Here is a 16,854-nt window from a genome sequence, read left to right as displayed (position 1 = left end):
CAGCTCAGTCCGCGTCTGCGGGCCAGTCGAGCAGGCGGGCGCCGATGACCGCGGTCTGGAGGGCGTAGCGGTTGGTCGGATCGGCAGGGTCGGCCCCGGTGAGGCTCCGGATGCGCTCCAGCCGGTAGGTCAGCGCCCGTACGCTCAGCGAGAGGCGGCGGGCGGCCTCCGTGGCGACGCATCCGCTGTCGAAGTAGGCGGTGAGCGTGTCGATGAGGGGTTGGGCGCCGCCCCGTGCCGTACGCAGAGGGCCGAGCGTGGTCTCCACCAGGTCGGCCATGGCCTGGCGGTCGCGGGTCAGGACGGGGTAGACGAGCAGGTCGACGGCGTGCAGTACGGGCCCGTCGAGCCCCATGCGCTCGGCGAGGTCGAGGGCGCCGAGGGCTTCCTCGTAGGAGTGGACGACTCCTCCGGCGCCGGGGTGGGAGCGGCCGATGGCGACCTTGCCGCCGTCGGTGGCCGCGTACGCCTGCTTGGCGAAGAAGGCCAGTACGTCGGGCTGGTCCCCGGGGGCCACGCAGATCAGCCGGCCGTCCTTGGTGGCCAGCAGGATTCGTCGGCCCGGGAAGCGGGCCAGGACCGCCGCCTCGGTGCCCCGCGCCACCCGGAAACCGTCGCCGTACGGCTCGGGGCCGGCCGCGACGGCCACCGCATGGGCCTGAGAAAGACGAAGGCCGAAGCGCTCGGCCCGCTCCGCGAGGCGGCCGAGATCACTGCCCCCGTACAGGAGGTCGTCGACGAACTCGCGGCGCGCGGCCTCTTCCTGGCGGATGGCCTGCTGCTGGGCGCGCTCGTAGCCCTCCACGAAGGCGTCCACCGCCTGTTCCATCACCGCAAGCAGTCCACCGGGCGACGAGGGAACGGGCCGCACCGTCTGCGCCGCGGCCAAGTGGTCGCGTATCAGGCCGCGCAGCGGGAGGCCGGCCTCCGCGGCACGCTCCCCTTCCGTGCGACGGGAGTCCAGCTCGTCGCGGTTGAGCCGCCGCCCGGTGGCGCAGGCGGAGGCGACGATGTCGGCGTAGCCCACCAGATGATCCGCTGGTGCAGTTCGGTCCGTCATGTATGTCCCCCAGTGCTGACCCGCCCATGACGCCTCTTTGACGCGGGCACCAGGGTGCCACGTTCCGCGAGTGCTTCCTTCATCGGCATCAGGAGCGCGTAAAGACTGCCGGTCACCGGCAGTGTGTGCCAGGCGCGGAAGGCATCAGGATGAGGGCGCGGGGGAACGCACCACCGCCAGGATGCCGGATCATGGAAATGGGGGGGCGGTATCCGGGCGGTGGTGCGTGGGCCTTCTTCGAGGCCGGTGCTTACGTCGCCGCAGGGCCCGAGGAAGTCAGTGCTGCCGGGCGAAGAGCCAGACCGCGACCGAGACCGCCAGGACGAGTGCGCCCAAGGCGAGCGGCAGCAGGCCGGGGCCGGGGTACGAGTACAGAAGCGTGCCCGCTGCGGTCAGGATCGCGCCGCACGCACTCAGAGGCGACACCGCCGGTCCGGTGGGGGAGGGTCGGGGCATGGCGCGTCTCCTGGCAGGGAGGAACGGGGGGTGTCCCCAGGCTCCCATACGGTGGGGCGGGGGTACAGGCCCCCCACCGTTCACGTCACAGGGTGCGGAGTTCGGCGGTGAAGACCTGGTTTGAGACCTTTGTCGCCGAGGGCGAGGCCGTCTCGGTGTCGTCCCGCAGGAAGTGGACGCCGAGCCAGAGGCGGCTGTCCGCGTCCTCCTTGGCGGCGCCGCTGAAGCTGGTGAAGTGCCGGGTCTTGATCATTGCACGGGGTTCGTCGGCGGTGAGGCCGAAGGAGGCATGGCCGCAGAGATAGGCGTGGAAGTGTGGGTTGGCCTTCACGCCGTCGTTGTTTTTCAGCAGAGGGTTCCACTGCGATTCCAGCCCGCCCTCGCGGATGGCGGACGCCATCGTACTGCGTCGACCTGGCATTTGTACTCGTCGCTCGCGAGGAGGTTCTCGTACGTTCCGTGCTGGCTGGGTCAGGGTGGTCGGGCGGAACTCCGAGGCGGCGAAGACGGATCCCGTCGCCGCGAGAACGACGGAGGCTGCCAGTGCGCGGTGCGGGATGCTGGTACGGACTCTGCTGCGGCGGGTGTTCGCGGGCATGGCTGATTCCCCCTGGTCACAGACGTGATGACTACCACGAGCGGGTGGCGGTGTGATCATGACCTGTGGCTGGGGCTCCGCTCTTGTAAGAAAGGGCACTCACTGCGGAATGGCCGGTCCTGCCCACCAGGTCGGCGAGAATGGGACCGTACGCGAATCGCCTGTGTCAGCTCATGGTGCGGCTTCGGAGGCGGCCACGAGCCGCCCGGCCGGATAGACGCTGTTGCTCCCGCTCCGCCCAGCGCCGGACGCGCTCGGGGTCGAGCGGGACGCCGTGGCCGACGTGGAGTTTCGCGGGGTTCAGGGCGAGCATTGCGCGCAGGCTGGCCAGGTTGTGCAGGGGATCGTCGTGGAAGGGTGGGTTCGCGGGCTTGCCGGGGATGAGGCCCATGAAGGAGTTGGCCACGAGGTCGCCGGCGACGAGGTCTCCGTCGTCGGTGAGGACGGAGACGGAGCCCGCGGTGTGGCCGGGGGTGGGCATGATGCGGGCGTCGAGCCCGAAGTCGGCCAGGTCGGTCTCACGGCTGATCAGGATCCCGGGTTCGAACGGATCGGCGGGAACGTGCAGCTTCCGGTTCCGGTTCATCACGCGGCCCATGGGACCGGTCGGCAGGTGGGGCATCCGGGCCCGGCCGGTGCGGAAGGGTTCGAGGTCTGCCACGTGACCGGCGACCGGCGCCCCGGTGAGGCGGTGCAGTTCCGCGGCGGAGCCGAAGTGGTCGATGTGGCCGTGGGTGATGACGATCAGGCCAAGGTCGGCGGGGTCCACGCCGTGGCCGGCGATCCGGTCGCGGATCAGGCTTCCGCTGCCGGGCGTTCCGGCGTCGACGAGGACGGGGCGTCGGCCGAGCAGCAGGTAGGCGTTGACCGCGTGCCTGCCGAGCACCGGTATTGGAATGATCTTCGTGCGGGACATGGGGATGGGGACCTTTCGGGTGCGGGGCCGCGCGCGGGCATGCCTCGGCGTCCGCCGGTCGGTGGCGCGGTCGGGTCAGGGGAACAAGGAGATCCGGTCAGGTTCAGCGGAAGCGGCGCCGGTATTCGGCCGGAGTGGTTCCCAGGTGGCGTTGGAAGGTCCGATGGAGGGTCTGGAGGGAGCCGAGCCCGCTGGTGGCGGCGATCTGCGGCAGTCCGGCGTCGCTCTCCTCGAGGAGCCGACGGGCGGTCTCAAGCCTGGCGGATTCCACGTACGCGGCGGGTGTGGTGCCGGTGCGCTGGACGAAGAGCCGGGAGAAGTGGCGTGTGCTGAGACTGACGCGCTGGGCGAGTGCGTCGGTGGAGAGGTCCGCGTCGGGGTGTTCGGTGATCCACTGGCGCAGTTCGCCGATGTGGTCGCAGGCGGGTTCCTGGACGGAGAGCGGCACGCTGAACTGGCTCTGGCCGCCGGAGCGTTTGACGTACATCACCATCATGCGGGCGGTGGTGAGTGCGAGGGCATGCCCGTGGTCCTCGGCCACCATGGCCAGCGCCATGTCCATCCCGGAGGTGATTCCGGCGCAGGTCCATAGCGAACCGGACCTGACGAAGATCGCATCGGCGTCCACGCTGATCTCCGGGTGCGTGGCGGCCAGTTGTGCGGCCGTGAGCCAGTGCGTCGTGGCGGATCGGCCGTCCAGCAGGCCTGCCGCGGCCAGCAGATGGGCGCCGGCACACACCGAACCGGTGCGCCCCGCCCGGGGCACTGCCGTCCGCAGCCAGCCGGTGACGACCGGATCGACGACGGCCCGAACGGCACCCCCCTCGGAGTGGGTGACGGCACCGGACACCAGCAGCGTGTCCACCTTTCCCGCCGCTTCGTCGAGCCGGAGGTCGGCGAGGAGCCGGACCCCGCTGGACGTGGTGAGGGTCCCGCCATCCTCCGTCGCGATCTGGACGGTGTAGTTGGGGTGTCCGTCCTTGGCCGCCCGGGAGGCCACGGAGAACACCTCGGCGGGTCCTGTGACGTCCAGGAGCTCTACGCCGGGGAAGGCGACGATCACGACACGGTGGGGTCGGGGTGCGGACATGTGTCGATCCTCGCCCCGCCCGCCGGTGTCTGCAATGACGAGGTTCTCTCAGATTCGGCCATCCTCCCGGCCGGGGGCGGGTACGCCGCGTCCGGGGAGTTCGGCGGGCCCCCGCCGGGTTGCGGCCAGGACGACGCGGTCCTCCGGCTGGAGGACGTACCCCGGATCCCAGACCAGCCCCGACTGTCGTGGCGGCCCCTCCGCAGGAGCGGAGGCCAGGTCGGGCCGGGGTCCTCCGGGGAGGGGGTGTCGAGGGCGAGGACCCGCCAGGCGCCGCGGCGGAAGGACTCGGCGATGGTGCGGCCCTCCATGTGCGGATGGCTGGCCACGTTCACGGCGGCGAAGAGCAGGACCCGCCGCTCGACCGGGGTGGCGCCCAGGATCTGGCGGCCCATCATCGCACCGGCGAAGGCGAGGGCGGCGCGGTGGGTGACGCTTCGGCTGCGGGTCAGGGCTGCGGGGTACGCGGCCCTCAGGGTGCGGTAGACGGCGGTGGCGAAGTCGTCCGCGTACAGGCGCAGGACGGCTCGTAGATCCGGTTTGACCGCGCGGGCGTAGAGGTCGGCCTCCAGATTGGTGGTGTCCGAGCCGGTCAGGGCCAGCAGTGAGTGCGCCCGGCCGACGAGGGCAGCCTCCAGCACCCCCTCGTCGGTCACGTCGCCGATGACCACGGGCACGCGCAGCCTGCGCGCGAGCGCGAGGCCCCGTGCCTGCGGGTCGGATTCCACGCACACGACCGTGATCTCCCTGTCTCGCAGCAGGGCCAGTATCCTCGCACCGATCTTGCCGAGCCCCAGCAGGACCACGTGGCCCGATAGCCCGCGCGGGGGCCGCCGCAGGACCGTCGCCGTGCGGAACGCACCGAGCGCTTCCAGCGCGGCCGCCACCAGGACCGGAAGCAGCAGCAGGCCCACGAACCCTGAGAGGATCTGGAGCACCTGGCGCTGGGTGGGGTCTCCCCCTGCGGGGTCGTTGATCGCGAAGATGTCGAGCAGGGTGACGTAAGCGACGTACAGGGGGGGATGGTCGCCGGTCGTCGCCCAGGACGCCACCGCGAGCGCGCCGACGGCGGCCACCATCCCGGTCAGGGACCAGCGCAGACTCCGCGAGAACAGGGAAGCCACGGGCAGCGCCCCTGCTCCCAGCCGCTGCCTCGACTGGGCGGCGTCGGCGTGGGCGACCGCTTCGATGCCGCGCCCCGTCGCCGCGGCCACGGCCCGGTCGTCGAGCCTCAGTTGCGGGCCGTGGTCCCCACTGGACTCGGCGCCCGCCGGGTCGCTGGTCGTTGCCGAAAGCAGCGCCAGCGTACGCAGGCCCGGTCGGCCACCTCGCCCCTCCCCGGAGCCGTACGCTCCACCGCTCGCAGCAGCAGGCCGTCGGCCTGGACAGCTTTGCTGGTACCCGCTACGGCGCTGGCCGCCAGCGCGGGCGCGGCCGTGTCGGCGCCCGACAGCACCGTCGTCGATGAGTCCAGCTCCCGCAGGTCGATTCCCTGCTCCGCCACCATCGCCGCCTGGTCCAGGAGTTCCTCCAGGTGCTGGCCGAGCTTGCGGTTGTAGAGCCGGATCACCAGCCGCAGCCTCGGATTGGGCCGAGGATCGACCAGGGCGCCCCTACGTTGGTTTCGTCGTCCTCATAGAGCGCCAGCGCGGCGGCCCCGGCCACCCCCGCCGCGGCCAGAACCTCCTCGTTCGGCTCCGCCGCCTCCAGTACCCGCAGCTCCCGCAACGCAGGCTCCTCCGAGCCCGCGTTGCGGGCTCGCGAGAGCGGGACCCGTCCGAGCAGGCCGAACCCGGACCTGACTGGGGGACGGATGACGCCGGGCTGCGTTTCGCGGGAGGCGGGCGCGTCACCATGGTCACCCGTTCCTTGTAGACCTCTTGAAGCTCGGAGGCCAGACGGCGGGCCAGCCCGTCGTCGCCGCACACGACCATCCGCCCCTGCGGGAATGGTTGTTGAGGCGAATCCCGAAATGTGGATCAGAGTCACCTGAAGATGACCCCTCACACGGATGCCCTGCTGTCCGTGGATACAGCGATGCACGTGCCGGGTTCGAGGCCGACCACATCGACCGGGGAGTGCGCATCGACAACTGAGCTGCCCACATGTCGCTGGCAGGGGAAAGCTTGAGAAGCCTCTTGATGTAGTGCTGGGCCGGATGGTCACTTGGGAATGGTGGAGGCGACATCGTCCAAGGTGGCGTCAGTGACGAGGCCGGTGTCCTCCAACACATCCATGTGGTCCTGGACGGTCGTGTTGGCTTGGGATGCAAGCCTCCTTACCAAGGAGTTTTTGGTGGATGCGCGGACCTCTCCGATGGTAATGAACACCTTGCCGTGGGATGCCCGGAGCAGGTCCACGAAGAGCTGATCGAAGTCGCTGCCCCGCGCGTTTCGCAACTGGGTAACCCAGCCTTGCTGTTCGGCTGTCGCCTGGTCGGGGATGGGCACGTGGAGTGCCTCGGAGTCCTCACGAACCAGTTGGTCGAGCTTGCTGTGCCCATCAAGCAAATGAAGGCCGGCCCGTTTGATCGCTTCGCTTGATGCGTTTGTCTGGGCGAGGCGGCCCGCCGGTATCTCCCAAAGTCCGGCCTGTCGGACTTTGGTGAGGAAGGTCTTGTCCAATGTGGTGATTGCGTCGGTACTGGCCGCCCTAGGCGCTGCCAGACCGGAGCCCGCCGTCGGGAGATCGGCGGAAACCAGCCCGTCGGCCGAGTTGTTCTTGAGCGAGAGCCACGCGGTTGCTGTGGCCATGACGGCCACGAAAGCGACGGCCGCGGCTATCAGGCGACGACGGGACGAGGGGCGGGTACTGCGTGCATGAGATTTCATCATGCCTCCTGGAGTGCGCGACGGTTCGCCGGTGTCGCCACCGGCACTGTGGCGCCCGGAATTCTTGGGCACGGCCACGCTAACCTTTGCTCTAGGCAAACAAATGGATTTAGCGATGATGCACAAAAGTGGGAGGCGAGCGGCGGGCACCGGATAGCATCCCGGCTCGTCTCACCGCCGCGCGCGGCGCGAAACCCGCACGGTCCTGGGCACGGCGTGCCGTGACCACGAGATCATCACCTTTACAGCAACGCCCCTGACCCGCGCTGCGCGGCATCGACTTTGGGCGCAGATCTTGTGAGGGTGCCTCGGCGGGGTGATTCGCAGGGGTTCGGGATGTGCCGAAATGGGGCGGTGTCCATCGTCGGTGAGGTTTCGGCGATCCATACTCCGGTCCGGTGCTCGCTGCCATCCGGGAGGCGCTCGACGTGGGCCCGTTCAGAAGCCTGCACACCCGTCTGGAGGGCGGTTGTGTCGCGCCCGAAGGCGGCGGACGCCATGGTTGCTTTGCCGTCGTCACGTGGGGCTGTGCAACAGGCGTCACTGAGCCCGGCATTGTGGTCGGCCGGGGCCGCGCCAGTCGGGTGGATGACCGAGATGTGTGGTCGCCGCCTTCCGCCTGTCACCCGTGATCGTTTGCGAAGGCGGCAAGAACCTGTTGGAACGTGCCTCGGGTGTGCAGAAAGTGCTGGTCCAGGATGTCGGCAAGGTCCTCCAGAGCGGTGCGCAGCACGACGCCGGCCAGCCGGACGTCGGGGTGCCGTGCTTCGGCGGACTGGTGCGCGATGTCCACGGCGTACCCGATCTGGCGGGCGAGGGATGTGCGGTCGTCGCCGTCGTGGAAGTAGTAGCACTCCGCGTACTGGAGGAAGTCGACCGAGACGACCGCCAGTTCCGAGGCAAGGTCGTCCAGCAGGGCCGCACCGGCCGGAGAGTCGATCTGCTCTGTCGAGGGGCGGGTGCGCGACAGATGGGAGAGGCGTAGCGCGAGGGCCCGGCGGCGGGCCAGGGCCGGATAGATGCCGAGGATCCAGGAGACCGTCGCCGTGAGGAGCGCGAAACCGACGAGGCCCTCCAGGGGTGCCACGACGCGCAGCCAGCCCTCGGCGGGTGCGATGTCACCGAGGCCCAGGGTGGAGACGGTGACCAGGGAGATGTACACGGTGTCGAGGAGGGCGGCGTGCTCCGCCGGCCGGAGTCCGTTGGCGTACACGAATCCCTCTGGGACGTGTGGCCAGTAGATCAGCGCCCAGCCGGCCACGAGTGTCAGGGCCCACAGCGCGACGACGGTCACCATGGCGAGCGGACCTGCCAGTCCGGGCGCCCCGCGACGGGAACCCCGGACGGAAGAGAGGCGCCACAGCGCGGTCATGACCAGGCGGCTCAGCCCCCCGTGGCGCGTCGGATGCCACAAGGTGTGAAAAACGTCGCGCAGGATCAACAGCACCAGAGCCGCTCCGGCGAACGTCACGACCCACTGCATCTGTTGCCTCCTCGCGTCGTGTCCGCTCTCAGCCTCCAGTAGATCCCGCCCGGCACATCGGAGCCCGCGCCGATCGTCCGAGCAGCGCCTGAGTCGGGCTGAAACACGGTTCCGCTGTTGCCGCCGGCCAGTTTCCCAGGCCCCTCTCCGAACCCGGTGTACCCGTCTCCGAGTACCTGGCTGGTCGCGTTTCGCACCGTGATCGGTCAGCCTTGAGGCCGCCACCCGCGCCCGTTGTCCGGTCCTGGTGATCCGTCCGGCCGAAGGCGAGCAGGACCCGGTGGCCTGGATGCGTTCCCGTCGGTGTCGAGGACGGTGACGTGACTGCCGAGGTGATGGACCTCGCTGTGGACGCGGCGATCCGGCGCGGAGCCCGGCCTGGTGGACCGGGGTGCGCTGCGGGAGAGCGTACGGGACGCGCTGCAGCGGGAACTCGGGAAGTACCGGGTGGACTTCCCCGGCCTGGGCCTGGGCCTGGGCCTGGGCCTGGGCCTTGGCCTGCGGCTGTGGGTGGAGGACGGGCGTCCCGCGACGGCACTCACCGAGGCGTCGCGGCAGGCGGTGCTCCTCGAGGGCGGCTCACATGGCCGTACCGGCCTGGGGCGCCTGATCCTCGGGTCGGTCAGTGGCGAGGTGCTCGACCACGCCTCCTGCCCGGTCGCGGTCGCGGTCGTGCCCGGCGCTGCCGAGCGGCCTGTGTGATCGGTGATCTTGTATGCGGGCGGGCGGGTTATTCCTGGAACCAGGCGGCAGTGGACAGCTCCGGCCTGATACCGCGCCGTGTGCGGGCTAGGACGATCGCGCTGGAGATGAGCCCGACGTGGCTGAGGCCCTGGGGAAAGTTGCCCAGGAGCGATCCGTCACCGGGGTCGATCTCCTCCGAGAGCAGGCCGAGCGGGCTGGCATAGGAGCAGAGCCGTTCGAACAGGATGTCGGCCTCCTCCGTCCGCCCCTGGCCGGCGAGGTTGTCCACCATCCAGAAACTGCAGAGCAGGAACGCGCCCTCGGGTTCCTCGAGTCCGTCGGGGGTGGCGTCGGGCAGGTAGCGGAACAACAGCCCCCCGCCGGCGTCGAGGCGCTCGGCGATCGCCCGCGTGGTCGCGGCCATGCGGGGATGGTCCGCGGGCAGGACCCGCCGCAGCGGCAGCGCGAGGAGGGAGGCGTCCAGACCGGCTCCGCCGCCCAGCTGCCCGGTCAACGCGCCGGCCCGGTCGTCCCAGGCGTCGGTGAGGATCCGGTCGGTGAGGGCCGCCGCCTCCGCGCTCCAGCCGTCCGCGTCGCCCGACAGGCCCAGCCGATGTCCGAGGCGGGCGCCCCGGTCGAGGGCGACCTGGCACATCGCGGCGGAGTAGGTGAACGGCCGGGCCGGTGTGCGGACCTCCCAGATCCCGTGATCCGGCCGTCGCCACGCCGTCCGCGCATCCTCGACCAGCGCCGCGAGCTGGTGCCACAGGCCCTCCGGGAGACGTCCGCCGGTGGCCGCCCACTGGAAGGCGCAGTCCAGGACCTCGCCGTAGACGTCGTGCTGCACCTGCCCGGCCGCCGCGTTGCCCCAGCGCACGGGAGCCGATCCGCGGTATCCCTCCAGGGAAGAGTCGATCACCTCGGCGGGCGGTGGCAGGCCGTCGAGGTCGTAGAGCACCAGCGGCCGCTCCCCGCCCCCGAAGGCGTCCAGCACCCAGTTCAGGAACCCCTCCGCCTCGCTGCGCAGCCCGATGCGGCGCAAGGCGAACACGGCGTAGGCCGCGTCGCGTACCCAGGCGTAGCGGTAGTCCCAGTTCCGGGATCCGCCGATGTGCTCGGGCAGGGAGGAGGTGGGGGCCGCGACGATGGCGCCGTTCTCGATGTGGTCCAGCAGCTTGAGCGTGATCGCGGACCGCAGCACCAGTTCCGGCCGGGGCACATCGGCCGGCACCTGGACGGCCCACCGCCGCCACGCCCGCATGGTCGACTCGATGTCCGCATCGGCCTCGTGCACGTCCGGCGAGGGTCCGGCGCCCCAGTCCAGGCACAGAGTGAACTCCTCGCCCTGCCGCAGGGCCACTGTGGTGTCCAGGCAGGGCAGGGGGTACGTCGAGGCGATCCGCACGGTGACACCCTGTTCAGGACAGGCCAGCTCCCAGCCGTCCCGGCCCCATCGGGCGGCCGCCGGCGAGCGCGGCTCGACCACGACCCGCAGGGCCACCCGCCCCGCGACGACCCTGGCCCGGCGGAGCAGCTGTCCCGTTCCGGCCCTGACGTCGTCCTCCAGACAGCAGCCCGGTCTCAGACGGAAGGCATCGGTGACCTCGACCGTGCCTTCAGGCCCTTCCAGCTCCGTCACCAGAACCCCGGTGGCCGGCTCGTAACGCTGGCGGGAGCGCCGTACCTCGACGGGCGCGAGGACCAGAGCGCCGCCCCGGCGCCGGTCGAGCACGGGGGCGAACAGCGGCGGGGAATCGAAACGCGGCACACACATGAAACCCACCGCGCCGTCCCGGCCGATCAGGGCGCAGCCCCGCCCGTCGCCCACCAGCCCGTGATCGGCGATCGGCAGATACCCCTGACACCTCTCGAGCGGGCGCCATACATCCATACCCCACTTGTACCGGGGCCCGCCGTCCCTCGCGCGGCGGCCGGTCTCCGGACAGCAGGACCGACTGCCCCTCCCGCCGCCGCGGCGCGCGGAAGACCGTCCACGGCGCAAGGGCACCGTGCGGCGGTCGGGGTGATGCGGAGTTCAGCGTTCGCCCGGGGCGTGTGTACCGGGGTCGTCCGTGCCGTGCTGGTAGATGTCGGGCAGGCCGTCGGCGTCTTCGTCGAGGTCCTCCTCCTCCCACAGCCTGCGGTAGATGACGTTGCGGCGTTTGACCAGCAGCGCGGCCAGTCCGGCGGCGAGCAGTGAGCCGAGCAGGACAGAAGCCTTGATGTGTTCGGCCTCGACCGGGTCGGGGAAGGCGAGCTCGCCTATGAGCAGGGCGACGGTGAAACCGATACCGGCCAGTACCGCGAGGGCGAAGACGTCGGCCCACGCGAGGTCGGGATTGAGCTGGGCCCGGGTGAAGCGGGCGGCCAGGTAGGTTCCCGCGAAGATTCCCACCGTCTTGCCGATGGCCAGGCCCAGGACCACCCCCAGCGGTTCGGGGCGGGTGAACACCTCGCTCAGCGTGGGGGCCGAGACACTCACTCCGGCAGCGAAGAGGGCGAACAGCGGAACGGCGACACCCGCCGATACCGGCCGCAGCAGGTGCTCCGCCCGCTCACCCGGTGACGTCTTCTCGCCCGCTTTCCGGTCGGGGGCGCAGCGCAGGATCAGGCCGATCGCCACTCCGGCCACCGTGGCGTGCACGCCCCCGTTGTAGGTCAGTGCCCAGATCGCGAGGCCCAAGGGCACGTACCACCACCAGCCGCGTACCCCGAATCGCTGCAGCAGGTAGAACACGACGAGTCCGACCGCTGCTCCGCCGAGAGCTGCCGGATTGAGATCGCTGGTGAAGAACAGGGCGATGACCAGGATCGCCCCCAGGTCGTCGACCACGGCCAGGGTGAGCAGAAAGGCACGCGTGGCCGAGGGCAGGTGGGTGTTGAGTACGGCCAGCACCGCCAGGGCGAAGGCGATGTCGGTGGCCATCGGCACCGCCCAGCCTTCGGCACTGCCGCCGCCGGCCGCGACGGTGGCCAGGTAGATCCCCGCGGGTACCGCCATGCCGCACAGGGCGGCGACGATGGGCAGGGCCGCGGTGGCGGGGGTGCGCAGCTGTCCGGTGACCAGTTCGCGCTTGAGTTCGATGCCGGCGACCAGGAAGAAGATCGCGAGCAGTCCTTCGGAACTCCAGTGCTCGACCGACAGGTCCAGCCCGAGTGCGGGTATGCCGAAGTGGGCGTCGCTCAGTGCCTCGTAGCTGTCGCTCCACGGGGTGTTCGCCCACACCAGCGCGATCACGGCGGCAACCAGCAGTACCAGCCCGCCGACCGTTTCCGTCCGCAGGGCGCGGGCCACCTGTACGCGCTCCGGCCAGGGCAGCAGTCCGAGGAAGACCGAACGCTCACGGGGGTCAGCACCACGCATCAGGCGGAACCTCCGGGGCCTCCGGGCCTCTCCACGTTCACCGAGGCGTACGGCTCCGCGGCATCACGTGCACGCATGGGTGCCCCTTCGAATATGGGGACGGAGTCAGCGGGCACCGAGACTGCGCGGAGAAGGCCGGGGCGAGACCGACTGGCCGTCCTGGGTTCCCATCGGGCGGCGTTCTCCCGAGGAGCGCCGTGAGGACCAGGCCCAGCAGGGCCACGATGGCCAGCAGCACGGCGGCGGTCTTTCGCCGGTTCCGCCGTGGCCGACCGTGAACGCACCCTTGGGGGAACTGCTCGTTCAGCATGCTGATCCGCGTGGCGAGTTCGGGGTCGTCGCGGGCGAGGTACCGCTCGATCCTTGCGAGGGCGCGTTCTTCGTCCATCTCGGGTTCCACTTAGCCACCTGCCACCTTGCGGGTCTGGCCGTCTGTGAGCGGATTCAGCAGGGTGCACGTGGGGAGCGCAGGCCGTTGCCGGGCCGACCGCTGGTTCACCCGCTGCCGGTGAGGAGGTCGGTTGGGAGGGCGGCGGAGGCGGCGTCGGCCTCGGCGGCGTCGGCGAGGGCCTGGGTGGCGGCCTCTGCTGCCTGCGCCGCGTCGTCCGCCGCTTGGGCGGCCCCGTCGTCCGAGGTCTTCTCGCGGGTGGCCGGCGACTGGGGCAGCACCTCGCTGAAAGCGCGGGAGACACCCTCGAGCGCGGAAGTCATCTCGCTGGGGATCACCCAGAAGGTGCTGCCCGGGCCCTGGGCGAGCTGGGGCAGCATCTGCAGGTACTGGTAGGCGAGCAGTTTGGGGTCCGGGTCGTTGCGGTGGACGGCCTGGAACACCTCGTCGATGGCCCGGGACTGTCCCTCGGCCTTGAGGATCTCGGCCGTGCGGTTGCCCTCCGCGCGGAGCACGGCACCCTGTTTGTCGCCTTCGGCGGTGAGGATCTGAGACTGGCGCTGCCCTTCCGCCCCGAGGATCGCGGCGCGCTTGTCCCGCTCGGCCCGCATCTGCTTCTCCATCGCGTCCTTGATGGACTGCGGCGGGTCGATGGCCTTGATCTCCACCCGGTTGACCCTCAGGCCCCATTTTCCGGTGGCCTCGTCCAAGACCCCGCGGAGCTGGCTGTTGATGGTGTCGCGCGAGGTGAGGGCCTTCTCCAGGTCCATGGACCCCACCACGTTGCGCAACGTGGTGACGGTCAGCTGCTCGACCGCCTGCAGAAAGTTGGCTATCTCATAGGCGGCTGCCCGAGGATCGGTGACCTGGAAGTACAGGACCGTGTCGATCTCCACAACCAAGTTGTCTTCCGTGATCACCGGCTGGGGCTGGAAGGAGACGACCTGCTCGCGCAAGTCGATCTGCGGATAGACACGATCGATGTAGGGGATGACCACGTTGAGGCCGGGATTGAGGGTGCGGTGGTAGCGGCCGAGCCGCTCGACATTGCGCGCGCGGGCCTGAGGCACGATACGCACCGCCCGCACCACGGTGAAGACCGCGAGGAGCGCGACGATCAGACCGGCGACGAAGAGCGCCGAAACATCCATGGTTCACCCCTGCGGGTAGACGAGCGCGGTGGCCCCGCTGATCTCTATGACGTCGACTGTCGTGCCAGGAGGGATCACCAGGGTCTCGTCGTAGGCGCGGGCAGTCCATTCCTCGCCGCCGATACGGACTCTGCCGCCGGCTCCCGTGACCTCCGAGACGACGTAGGCACTCCTGCCCACCAGCGCGTCCACACCAAACCGCTCCCCCTGAGGCAGGCGTGCGCGCCGTAGCACCAGGGGACGGACGAACAGCACGCCGCCTGCGGCGGTGATGGTGAACACCAGAAACTGCAAGGGCAGCGCAAGCCCGATCGCCGCGAACCCCGCCGTGACCAGCGCGGCACCCCCCAGAAGACCCAGGGCCGCAGTCAGAGTGAAGATCTCCGCCACGGCCAGCACCGCTGCGACGATCAGCCAGATCAGCCACGGGTCCATGGAAGCTCCTGCCGCGTGCGGGTACGCGAATGGCGGTCGGCCGATGCCTACCTTCACTGTGGACACAGGGTCGTCCGGTACTTCTGAGTATCCCCTCAGAAGCAGATGGCTGCACCAAATGCCAGCTACGGGGTGGCGATGACGAGGGCGTAGGTACCGACGCCCAGGAGGCGGTCTCCTGGGATCTCCTGGCCGTCGGCGATGAGCCGCTGGATGTGCCCCGTGGTTTCGTCAAAGTCGATGTCGTCGAGGATGCCCACGTCGTGGCCTGCTTCGGTGAGGACGCGCTTGCCGATCGGGTCGTGGCGCTTGTCCGCCGGGACCGGGATGTCGCTGTCGGTGCGGATTTTGTCCGCGGAGCGTACGGTGACGGCGTCGGGGCCGAACGCCTGAACGTCGGTCCATTTCACCAGGGTGCCCGTGCCCTTGACCTTGAGCCGGAGAACGGCGATGCGGGCCGGTGTCGGCACGATGGCGAGTCCGGTGACGGTGGCCAGGGTCTCGGCGGTGGCCAGGGCGACGACGGCGCGGCCCTTGGCCTGGCTGAAGAGCATCAGGCCTCCTGTTCGAGGCGGGTGCGCAGGCCGTGGACGGCTTCAGGGAAACCGGCCAGGTCACCCGCGGTGAACTCGGCGGTGGCGTCAGGCACCAGGACCATCTCCCCGGAGATGGCCACGGGCTTGAGTACCGGCAGCAGGACCCGGTGGCGGCCCTGCCCCTCGGGTTCGATCTCATATCCGGCTACGGCCGGTTTCCTGCCACTGCCGATGATCACGTCGACGATTTCGCCGAGGCCGGTGCCGCCTTCTGTCATCACCTGGGCTCCGATGACGTTCCCGGCACCGGAGGCCTTCGCGTCCTTGGCCGCCTGGTCGTCGTCGGCGAGAGCGCTCTCGTCACGGATCATCACCGCGTCCGGCCCCAGAGAGTGCACCCGGTTCCACAGCAGCTCACGCTTGAGTGGGCCGGAGAACACACCGCGCCCGCTCAGAGTGAAACAGCGCACGCCACCGTGCGCCGCGTCGAAGACGATGTCCTTGACCTGGGCGACGTCCTCGCCGCCGAGAGTCACCACCGGCAGCTTGGCGATCTCACTCGCCCGCACGTACCCGGTCACGATCCGGGCCCGTTTCCGCCGCGCGGAGGGCGCTTGCCGCCCGCGATGACCCCGCCGCCGCGACGACGAGCCTGCACCCCCAGCAGCGACACGGCACATACCGCTACGACCGCGAGAGCAATTACCACCCAGACCCACCAGTCCATGTGCGGCACCTCCCAGCCCCGGTCTGTTCGGCCGGTCCTGCTGCCAGTATGCGACGGGCCCACACGGGTGTCGACGTCAACGGACCGGCCGGCCCGAAGACGCGCCCGCGACCTGCGGTATGCCGACGGAGGCGGGCGTGCCGCGAGTAAGAGGTCCTAACAAAGGCGTTGGACGTGGCGGTGGGTGATGAGGCAGGTGGCGAGGCCGAGGAAGGCTTTCGTGAATGTCGTCGCGTCGTTCCCATCGAATCCGTAGCCGGCGGAAGCCGTGGAACCATGCGGTTGGTCCGCTCCACGACCCACCGGTGGACTCCGAGGCCGGAACCGTGCGGGACGCCGCGGCGGGCGATCACCGGTTTGATGCCCAGCGCCCAGGCGAGACGGCGGTATTTGTCGTGGTCGTAGCCGCGGTCGCCGAGCAGGCTGTCGGGTCGTTTGCGTGGCCGTCCGACCAGGCCGGCGACCGAGGGGATCTTCTTCAGCAGGGGTATCAGCTGGGTGACGTCGTTGCGGTTGCCGCCAGTCAGAGAGACGGCGAGTGGGATGCCCTGGCCGTCGACGATGAGGTCGTGCTTGCTGCCCGGACGTGCTCGGTCGACCGGGCTCGGCCCGCTTTTGGGCCCCGCCGAGCGGCCCTGACGTGGGAGGAGTCGATCACCGCCCGCGACCAGTCCAGCTTCTTCGCGACCCGCAGCTTCTTCAGCAGCACCACGTGCAGTTGATCCCAGACACCGGCGTCGTTCCACGCGGCCAGACGCCGCCAGCAGGTCATGCCTGATCCGAAGCCCAGCTCCTGCGGCAGGTACTCCCACTGGATCCCGGTATGCAGCACGAACAGGATCCCGCACAGTGCCTGCCGGTCCGGCACCCGAGGGCGTCCCTCGACCTGCTTCGGCGCTGGCTCAGGCAGTAACGGCTCGATGAGCGAACACAGTTCATCCGACATGATCCACGGCCGCGACTGACGTTTCCCCACGGCCAGACCAACGACCATCCGAACCGAAAGTCACATGATCAACAGCTTCTGTTAGGAACTCTAAGTGCACGAGTGCCGCGGCGGAGAGTGGTGTTCGCGCTTTGCCTGTCCGCAGGGCAGGAACATGAGCGTAGCGGCTGACCTACGCGGCATCGCGAT

At 69.9% G+C, this 16,854-nt stretch carries 15 protein-coding genes and 2 pseudogenes; 1 reads left to right on the top strand and 16 read right to left on the bottom strand.

The window, feature by feature from the left end; translation table 11 throughout:
• Window positions 1-4 precede the first annotated feature (4 nt).
• The 8 genes and pseudogenes from EES41_RS02925 to EES41_RS02890 all read right to left on the bottom strand — a co-directional run bounded on the left by EES41_RS02925 (window position 5) and on the right by EES41_RS02890 (window position 8,434).
• A complete protein-coding gene (locus tag EES41_RS02925; RefSeq protein ID WP_123075388.1) occupies window positions 5-1,060 on the bottom strand; it encodes a CdaR family transcriptional regulator in 1,056 nt (351 codons plus the stop codon).
• A gap of 276 nt (window positions 1,061-1,336) precedes the next feature.
• Entirely contained in the window at window positions 1,337-1,516 is a 180-nt protein-coding gene (locus EES41_RS02920; RefSeq protein ID WP_123075386.1) for a hypothetical protein, read from the bottom strand.
• Between the two features lie 85 nt (window positions 1,517-1,601).
• Window positions 1,602-1,916: a hypothetical protein gene (locus EES41_RS02915; protein WP_123075384.1), complete on the bottom strand. Its 315-nt coding sequence runs from the start codon at window positions 1,914-1,916 to the stop codon at window positions 1,602-1,604.
• A 364-nt stretch (window positions 1,917-2,280) separates the two neighbouring features.
• On the bottom strand, window positions 2,281-3,030 hold the full coding sequence (locus tag EES41_RS02910; protein ID WP_123075382.1) for an MBL fold metallo-hydrolase: 750 nt from the start codon (window positions 3,028-3,030) through the stop codon (window positions 2,281-2,283).
• Between the two features lie 103 nt (window positions 3,031-3,133).
• Entirely contained in the window at window positions 3,134-4,120 is a 987-nt protein-coding gene (locus EES41_RS02905; protein WP_123075380.1) for a GlxA family transcriptional regulator, read from the bottom strand.
• Between the two features lie 48 nt (window positions 4,121-4,168).
• Window positions 4,169-6,054 (bottom strand): annotated as a pseudogene (locus tag EES41_RS02900) (TrkA family potassium uptake protein).
• Window positions 6,055-6,282: 228 nt separating this feature from the next.
• Window positions 6,283-6,873 carry a DUF4142 domain-containing protein gene (locus EES41_RS02895; protein ID WP_254211285.1) on the bottom strand — a complete coding sequence of 197 codons (591 nt, stop codon included), beginning with the start codon at window positions 6,871-6,873 and terminating at the stop codon, window positions 6,283-6,285.
• Window positions 6,874-7,573: 700 nt separating this feature from the next.
• Complete coding sequence (locus tag EES41_RS02890) at window positions 7,574-8,434, bottom strand: potassium channel family protein (RefSeq protein WP_123075375.1); 861 nt, start codon at window positions 8,432-8,434, stop codon at window positions 7,574-7,576.
• 381 nt (window positions 8,435-8,815) lie between these two features.
• Here EES41_RS02890 and EES41_RS02885 point away from each other — a divergent pair, with 381 nt between their 5' ends.
• Complete coding sequence (locus EES41_RS02885; RefSeq protein ID WP_254211284.1) at window positions 8,816-9,136, top strand: universal stress protein; 321 nt, start codon at window positions 8,816-8,818, stop codon at window positions 9,134-9,136.
• 28 nt (window positions 9,137-9,164) lie between these two features.
• Here the strand turns inward: EES41_RS02885 and EES41_RS02880 are convergent, their stop codons facing one another.
• The 8 genes and pseudogenes from EES41_RS02880 to EES41_RS02845 all read right to left on the bottom strand — a co-directional run bounded on the left by EES41_RS02880 (window position 9,165) and on the right by EES41_RS02845 (window position 16,665).
• Entirely contained in the window at window positions 9,165-11,009 is a 1,845-nt protein-coding gene (locus tag EES41_RS02880) for a glycoside hydrolase family 15 protein (protein WP_123075371.1), read from the bottom strand.
• A 144-nt stretch (window positions 11,010-11,153) separates the two neighbouring features.
• The gene (nhaA, locus tag EES41_RS02875) at window positions 11,154-12,482 is read right to left on the bottom strand and encodes a Na+/H+ antiporter NhaA (protein ID WP_123075369.1); all 1,329 of its coding nucleotides are present in this window, start codon (window positions 12,480-12,482) and stop codon (window positions 11,154-11,156) included.
• Window positions 12,483-12,519: 37 nt separating this feature from the next.
• Window positions 12,520-12,870 carry a DUF3040 domain-containing protein gene (locus EES41_RS44120; protein ID WP_123075367.1) on the bottom strand — a complete coding sequence of 117 codons (351 nt, stop codon included), beginning with the start codon at window positions 12,868-12,870 and terminating at the stop codon, window positions 12,520-12,522.
• Between the two features lie 107 nt (window positions 12,871-12,977).
• On the bottom strand, window positions 12,978-14,021 hold the full coding sequence (locus tag EES41_RS02865; RefSeq protein ID WP_123075365.1) for an SPFH domain-containing protein: 1,044 nt from the start codon (window positions 14,019-14,021) through the stop codon (window positions 12,978-12,980).
• Between the two features lie 3 nt (window positions 14,022-14,024).
• Window positions 14,025-14,456, bottom strand: coding sequence for an NfeD family protein (locus EES41_RS02860; protein ID WP_123075363.1), 432 nt, complete (start codon window positions 14,454-14,456; stop codon window positions 14,025-14,027).
• A gap of 125 nt (window positions 14,457-14,581) precedes the next feature.
• A complete protein-coding gene (locus EES41_RS02855) occupies window positions 14,582-15,010 on the bottom strand; it encodes a PRC-barrel domain-containing protein (RefSeq protein ID WP_123075361.1) in 429 nt (142 codons plus the stop codon).
• Window positions 15,010-15,573 carry a PRC-barrel domain-containing protein gene (locus EES41_RS02850; protein WP_123075359.1) on the bottom strand — a complete coding sequence of 188 codons (564 nt, stop codon included), beginning with the start codon at window positions 15,571-15,573 and terminating at the stop codon, window positions 15,010-15,012. Before EES41_RS02850 ends, EES41_RS02855 begins: the two co-directional genes overlap by 1 nt.
• A gap of 302 nt (window positions 15,574-15,875) precedes the next feature.
• Window positions 15,876-16,665 (bottom strand): annotated as a pseudogene (locus tag EES41_RS02845) (IS5 family transposase).
• Window positions 16,666-16,854 lie beyond the last annotated feature (189 nt).

Source organism: Streptomyces sp. ADI95-16 (assembly GCF_003721495.1).
Lineage (GTDB): Bacteria > Actinomycetota > Actinomycetes > Streptomycetales > Streptomycetaceae > Streptomyces > Streptomyces goshikiensis.
This window is presented reverse-complemented; position numbering and strand designations above follow the sequence as displayed.